The following is a 5,476-nucleotide window of genomic DNA, read 5'->3' as shown; positions in this document are numbered from 1 at the left end:
GCCGTCCTCGCCCTCCCCGAGGGCCCCCTCCGCACGGTGCAGGGGCTCGGTAACCGTCGTGCGCCACAGCCGGGCGCAGGCCAGCACCGCGGCGGCGACCAGCAGCCCGTTGCGCACCACCAGCAGCGTGATGCCCAGGGCGTCGCTCGCCACCACGCTGCCGAAGTTGAGGGGGAACTCCAGCAGCGTCACCCCCGTCGCCACGACCACCAGCACGGCGGGCAGCCCCTGCCGTCCGGTGCGCAGCGTCACGCACACCGCCGCCAGGCCCACCAGCCAGACCATGTACTGCGGGCTGATGACCCGGCTGGTGACGGTGAACAGCAGCACCGCGGCGAACGCGGCGTCCGCCGCGGTGGACGCCGTCCACTCCACCGCGCGCAGCCGCCACCGCAGCATCCAGCCGAAGGCGGCGGCGGTGCACAGCAGCGCCGCGGTGCTCACCAGGTCCACGTACGGGCCCAGGAACTCCACCGAGCCGTAGTTCAGCAGCACCTGGCCCTCCCAGCCGAAGTGCCGCGCCACGTGGAAGACCAGCGCGCCCACCGACTCGACCTCGGTGCCGCGGTCGCGCTGGTGGGTGAGGAAGTCCAGCGCGCCGGGCATGGCGGCGGCGAACGCGGCGGTCAGCACCAGGGCCGCCGCCACGGCCGAACCCCACACGGCGCGGGTGACGCGCCCGCGCGGCGTGCCCACCAGCAGCAGCGCGGGCCACACCTTCAGCAGCGCCCCGAAGGCCGCCAGCACCCCGGCCGTACGCGGGCTGCGCGACAGCGCCAGCAGCGCGGCGACCGCGACGGCGGTGACCATCAGGTCGTAGCGGGCGTACACCGTCGGGCCCAGCAGCGGCACCCCGGCCACCCACACCCACGCTCCCGCACGGCCGCGGCCCCCCTCCCTCCCGGCGCCGCGCCGGGCGGCGTACAGCAGCAGCGCGAACGCGGCGGCGTCGGCGGCGCAGGCCAGCACGTAGAACGCGGCCGGGTACTCCAGGAAGGGCAGCAGCGCGGGGGAGAGGATCGCCAGCGCCGCGGCGGGCGGGTACTGCCAGGTGACGTCGTCCGGGGGGAACACGCCGGTGCTCAGCACCCGGTACCAGCCCTGGTAGATCACCGAGACGTCGCTGGTGACGTCCGGCCCCGGCACCGCTATCACCTTGAACACGCACAGGAGCAGCACGGTCCGGGTGGCGGCCCAGGCCGCGATCAGAAGGCGCATGGATCGACCGTACCGGGTGCCGCCCCGGCGCCCGGAGGGCAGCGGGTACTGTCGGCGGCGATGGACAAGACCCTGATCGTCACCAACGACTTCCCGCCCCGGCCCGGCGGCATCCAGGCCTTCCTGCACAGCATGGCGCTGCGGCTGGACCCGGAGCGGGTCGTCGTCTACGCCTCGACCTGGAAGCGCGGCCGGGAGGGCGCCGAGGCCACCGCGCGCTTCGACGCGGAGCAGCCCTTCACCGTCGTACGCGACTCCACGACCATGCTGCTGCCCACCCCGCGCGTGACGCGCCGCGCGGTCTCGCTCCTGCGCGAACACGGCTGTACGTCGGTGTGGTTCGGGGCGGCGGCGCCGCTGGGGCTGATGGCCCCCGCGCTGCGCCGGGCGGGGGCGCGGCGGCTGGTGGCGACCACCCACGGCCACGAGGCCGGCTGGGCCGGGCTGCCGGCCGCCCGGCAGTTGCTGCGGCGCATCGGCGAGGGCACCGACACCCTCACCTACCTCGGCGAGTACACCCGCTCCCGGATAGCCGCCGCGCTCACCGAGGAGGCGGCGGCGCGGATGGTCCATCTGCCGCCGGGCGTCGACGAGAAGACCTTCCACCCCGGCTCCGGCGGCGACGCCGTACGGGAGCGGCTGGGCCTGGCCGGCCGGCCGGTCGTGGTGTGCGTCTCGCGGCTGGTGCCGCGCAAGGGCCAGGACACCCTCGTCCGCGCCATGCCGCGGATCCTGGCCGAGGTGCCCGACGCGGTGCTGCTGATCGTCGGCGGCGGGCCGTACGGGCAGGCGCTGCGGAAACTGGCGCGGGAGACCGGTGTGGCCGGCTCGGTCCGCTTCACCGGAGCGGTGCCGTGGGAGGAGCTGCCCGCCCACTACGGCGCGGGCGACGTCTTCGCCATGCCCTGCCGCACCCGCCGCGGCGGGCTCGACGTGGAGGGGCTCGGCATCGTCTACCTGGAGGCGTCGGCGACCGGGCTGCCGGTCGTCGCCGGCGACTCCGGCGGCGCCCCCGACGCCGTGCTGGACGGGGAGACCGGCTGGGTGGTGCGCGGCGGCGCACCCGGCGGCGAGGCTGCCGCGGAGACGGCCGACCGCATCGTGAACCTGCTCAAGGACCCCGCACTGCGCCGCCGGATGGGCGAGCGCGGCCGCGAGTGGGTCGAGGAGCGCTGGCGCTGGGACCTGCTGGCCGAGCGGTTGCGGGCACTGCTCTAGCCGTACCGCCCGTGCCTCCCCCGGACCCGGCCGGAGCCGGCCCCGGGAAGGGGGCGTACGCCGGGCCGCCCCGGTCCGGACGGAGGTCTTCCGTCCGGACCGGGGCGGCCCGTGTGTTCCGGGGTGTCTCGCGCCGCCGCGCGAAACGCGCGGCGGCCGCCGCGTCACGCGTACAGCGCCTCGATCTCCTGCGCGAAGTCCTTGGCGACCACACCGCGCTTGAGCTTCATCGAGGGCGTCAGATGGCCCGATTCCTCGGTGAACTGGGTGGTCAGGAGACGGAACTTGCGCACCGACTCCGCACGGGAGACGGCCGCGTTGCCGTCGTCCACCGCCTTCTGGACGGCAGCCAGCAACTCGGGTTCCTCCAGCAACCGCTCCCTGGACAGGCCGGACTTGCCGTGCTCCTCGGCCCAGCGGGGCAGGAACTCCTCGTCCAGCGTGATCAGCGCGGCGACGAACGGACGGCCGTCGCCGACCACCATGCACTCGGCGACCAGGGCGTGGGCCCGGATGCGGTCCTCGATGACGGCCGGGGCGACGTTCTTGCCGCCCGCCGTCACCAGGATCTCCTTCTTGCGGCCGGTGATGGTGAGGTAGCCGTCCTCGTCGAGGGTGCCGATGTCGCCGGTGTGGAACCAGCCGTCCTCCATCGCCTCGGCGGTGGCGGCCTCGTTGTTCCAGTAGCCGCTGAACAGGTGCTCGCCGCGCAGCAGCACCTCGCCGTCTTCGCCGATGCGGACCGTCGAGCCCGGCAGCGGCTGCCCGACCGTGCCGACCTTCGGGCGGTCGTAGGGGTTGAAGGCGGTGGGCGCGCAGGACTCGGTCAGACCGTAGCCCTCCAGCACGGTGAAGCCGATGCCGCGGTAGAAGTGCCCCAGCCGCTCGCCCAGCGCCGCGCCGCCGGAGATGGCGTGGGTGGCCCGGCCGCCGAGGACCGCGCGCAGCTTGCCGTAGACCAGCTTGTCGAAGAGTCTGTGCCGCAGCCTCAGGCCCAGCGAGGGGCCGGAGGCGGTGTCCAGCGCGCGGCTGTAGGCGATCGCGGTGTCGGCGGCCCGGTCGAAGATCTTCCCCTTGCCCTCGCCCCGGGCCTTGGCACGCGCCGAGTTGTAGACCTTCTCGAACACCCGCGGCACGCCCAGGATCAGCGTCGGGCGGAAGCCGGCGAGGTCGTCGGTGAGCTGCTTGATGTCGGGGCTCAGACCGAGCCGGATCGGCGCCATGACGGCGGCGATCTGCACCATGCGGCCGAAGACGTGGGCGACCGGCAGGAAGAGCAGCACCGAGCCCTCGCCGGGGACGAACAGCGGCCCCAGCCGCTCGACCACGTTGCCGCAGTCGGCGAAGAACGCCCGGTGGGACAGGACGCAGCCCTTGGGACGGCCGGTGGTGCCGGAGGTGTAGACGATGGTGGCCGGGGCGTCGGCGTCGGCGGCGCCGCTGTGCTCGTCCAGGACCGCGTCGGTGATCTGCGTACCGGAGTCGGCCAGCTTCCGCACCGCGCCGTCGTCGATGGTCCACAGGTTCGCCAGCTCGGGCAGCCGGTCGCGCACGGACTCCACCGCGGCGGCGTGGGCGCCGCTCTCCACGACGCAGCCGACGGCGCCGGAGTCGGACAGGATCCACTGGATCTGCTCGGGCGAGCTGGTCTCGTAGATGGGCACGGTCACCGCGCCGGCGCTCCAGACGGCGAAGTCCAGCAGCGTCCACTCGTAGCGGGTGCGCGACATCAGGCCGATCCGGTCACCGGGGCGCACGCCCGCCGCGATCAGGCCCTTGGCGGCGGCCCGCACCTCCGCCAGGAACTCCCGGGCGGTCAGGTCCTCCCAGCCGCCCCTGGCGTCCTTGCGGGCGATGACCGGGAGGTCGGGGTGCTGGACGGCGTTGCGGCGGATGAGATCGGTCAGATTTCCGTCCGCGGGCACCTCGTACAGGGCCGGAAGGCTGAACTCGCGCAAAACTGATGCTCCTCATCGGCGCCGCCGCGGATCCGCCGGGAAACGGAACCTCCGTCGGCTCTGGCCCAGGACGTAACGTCCTGGGGGTGGACGGCCACGGACGTTACCCATCGGTACGGGACTCGGGATAGGGGGTGGCGCCGAGATGTTCGGTGCGTCACACACCACGGGACTGTCACCAGCAGGGTAGTCCACGGGCCCGGAGGCGACGAAGGAGACGCAGGTCCAAGGGGGTGCGCGCGGGCACCCCGCGCGCCGGGGCGCGGGTTCTAGGGTGGCCTCATGCGAGTCCATGTGGTGAGCGACGTACACGGCAACAGCCGGGACCTGGCCGCGGCCGGCGAGGGCGCGGACGCACTGGTCTGCCTGGGCGACCTCGTGCTGTTCATCGACTACGCCGACCACACCCGCGGCATCTTCCCCGACCTCTTCGGGGCGGAGAACACCACCCGGTACGTCGAGCTGCGCACCGCGCGCCGCTTCGACGAGGCCCGCGAGCTGTCGGCCCGGCTCTGGGCCGACGTGGACAAGGCCGGGGCGGTGGAGGCGGCCGTGCGCCGCCAGTACGCCGAACTGTTCGCCGCCTTCCCCACCCCCACGTACGCCACCTACGGCAACGTGGACCTCCCCGCGCTGTGGCCCGAGTACGCCGGTGAGGGCACCACCGTCCTGGACGGGCGGACGGCCGACATCGGCGGCCTGCGCTTCGGATTCGTCGGCGGCGGGCTGCCCAGCCCGATGCGCACGCCCTTCGAGGTCGACGAGGAGACGTACGCGGCCAAGGTCGCCGCCCTCGGCGAGGTCGACGTACTGTGCTCCCACATCCCGCCCCTGGTGCCCGAACTGTGCTACGACACCGTCGCCCGCCGCTTCGAGCGCGGCAGCGAGGCACTGCTGGAGGCCGTCCACGCGGTGCGGCCCCGGTACGCCCTCTTCGGCCACGTCCACCAGCCACTGGTGCGGCGCACCCGGATCGGCCGGACCGAATGCGTGAACGTCGGCCACTTCAACGCCACCGGCAGGCCCTGGGTCCTGGAGTGGTGACGGCGCCGGGCGGACGGGAACGCGGGCGGGAGGGGAAG

4 protein-coding genes are annotated in these 5,476 nt (G+C 73.9%); 2 read left to right on the top strand and 2 right to left on the bottom strand.

Going from position 1 to position 5,476, the window contains the following annotated elements; translation table 11 throughout:
* The coding region (locus L7D48_RS19615) for a glycosyltransferase 87 family protein (protein ID WP_237880842.1) at window positions 1-1,218 on the bottom strand (1,218 nt) is incomplete at its 3' end.
* 60 nt (window positions 1,219-1,278) lie between these two features.
* Between L7D48_RS19615 and L7D48_RS19610 the strand changes: the two genes are divergently transcribed.
* Entirely contained in the window at window positions 1,279-2,436 is a 1,158-nt protein-coding gene (locus L7D48_RS19610; protein WP_237880840.1) for a glycosyltransferase family 4 protein, read from the top strand.
* Window positions 2,437-2,600: 164 nt separating this feature from the next.
* On the opposite strand, the gene L7D48_RS19605 is transcribed toward L7D48_RS19610, so the two are convergent.
* Window positions 2,601-4,394 (bottom strand): long-chain fatty acid--CoA ligase, encoded by a 1,794-nt coding sequence (locus L7D48_RS19605; protein ID WP_237880838.1) that lies wholly within the window; start codon window positions 4,392-4,394, stop codon window positions 2,601-2,603.
* 282 nt (window positions 4,395-4,676) lie between these two features.
* On the opposite strand from L7D48_RS19605, the gene L7D48_RS19600 reads away from it, so the two are divergent.
* Window positions 4,677-5,438, top strand: a complete 762-nt coding sequence (locus tag L7D48_RS19600; protein ID WP_237880836.1) for a metallophosphoesterase — start codon at window positions 4,677-4,679, stop codon at window positions 5,436-5,438.
* Window positions 5,439-5,476: the final 38 nt, after the last annotated feature.

The sequence above is a fragment of the Streptomyces sp. ICN903 genome, from assembly GCF_022015835.1.
GTDB classification, from domain to species: domain Bacteria; phylum Actinomycetota; class Actinomycetes; order Streptomycetales; family Streptomycetaceae; genus Streptomyces; species Streptomyces fenghuangensis.
Note: the sequence above shows the minus strand (reverse complement) of the source record. Positions and strands in the feature narration are given on the sequence as shown.

Bases quoted from the DNA above. Each gene is read 5' to 3' on its own strand.
- L7D48_RS19610 (WP_237880840.1), top strand. From the start codon at position 1,279: ATGGACAAGACCCTGATCGTCACCAACGACTTCCCGCCCCGGCCCGGC.
- L7D48_RS19600 (WP_237880836.1), top strand. From the start codon at position 4,677: ATGCGAGTCCATGTGGTGAGCGACGTACACGGCAACAGCCGGGACCTG.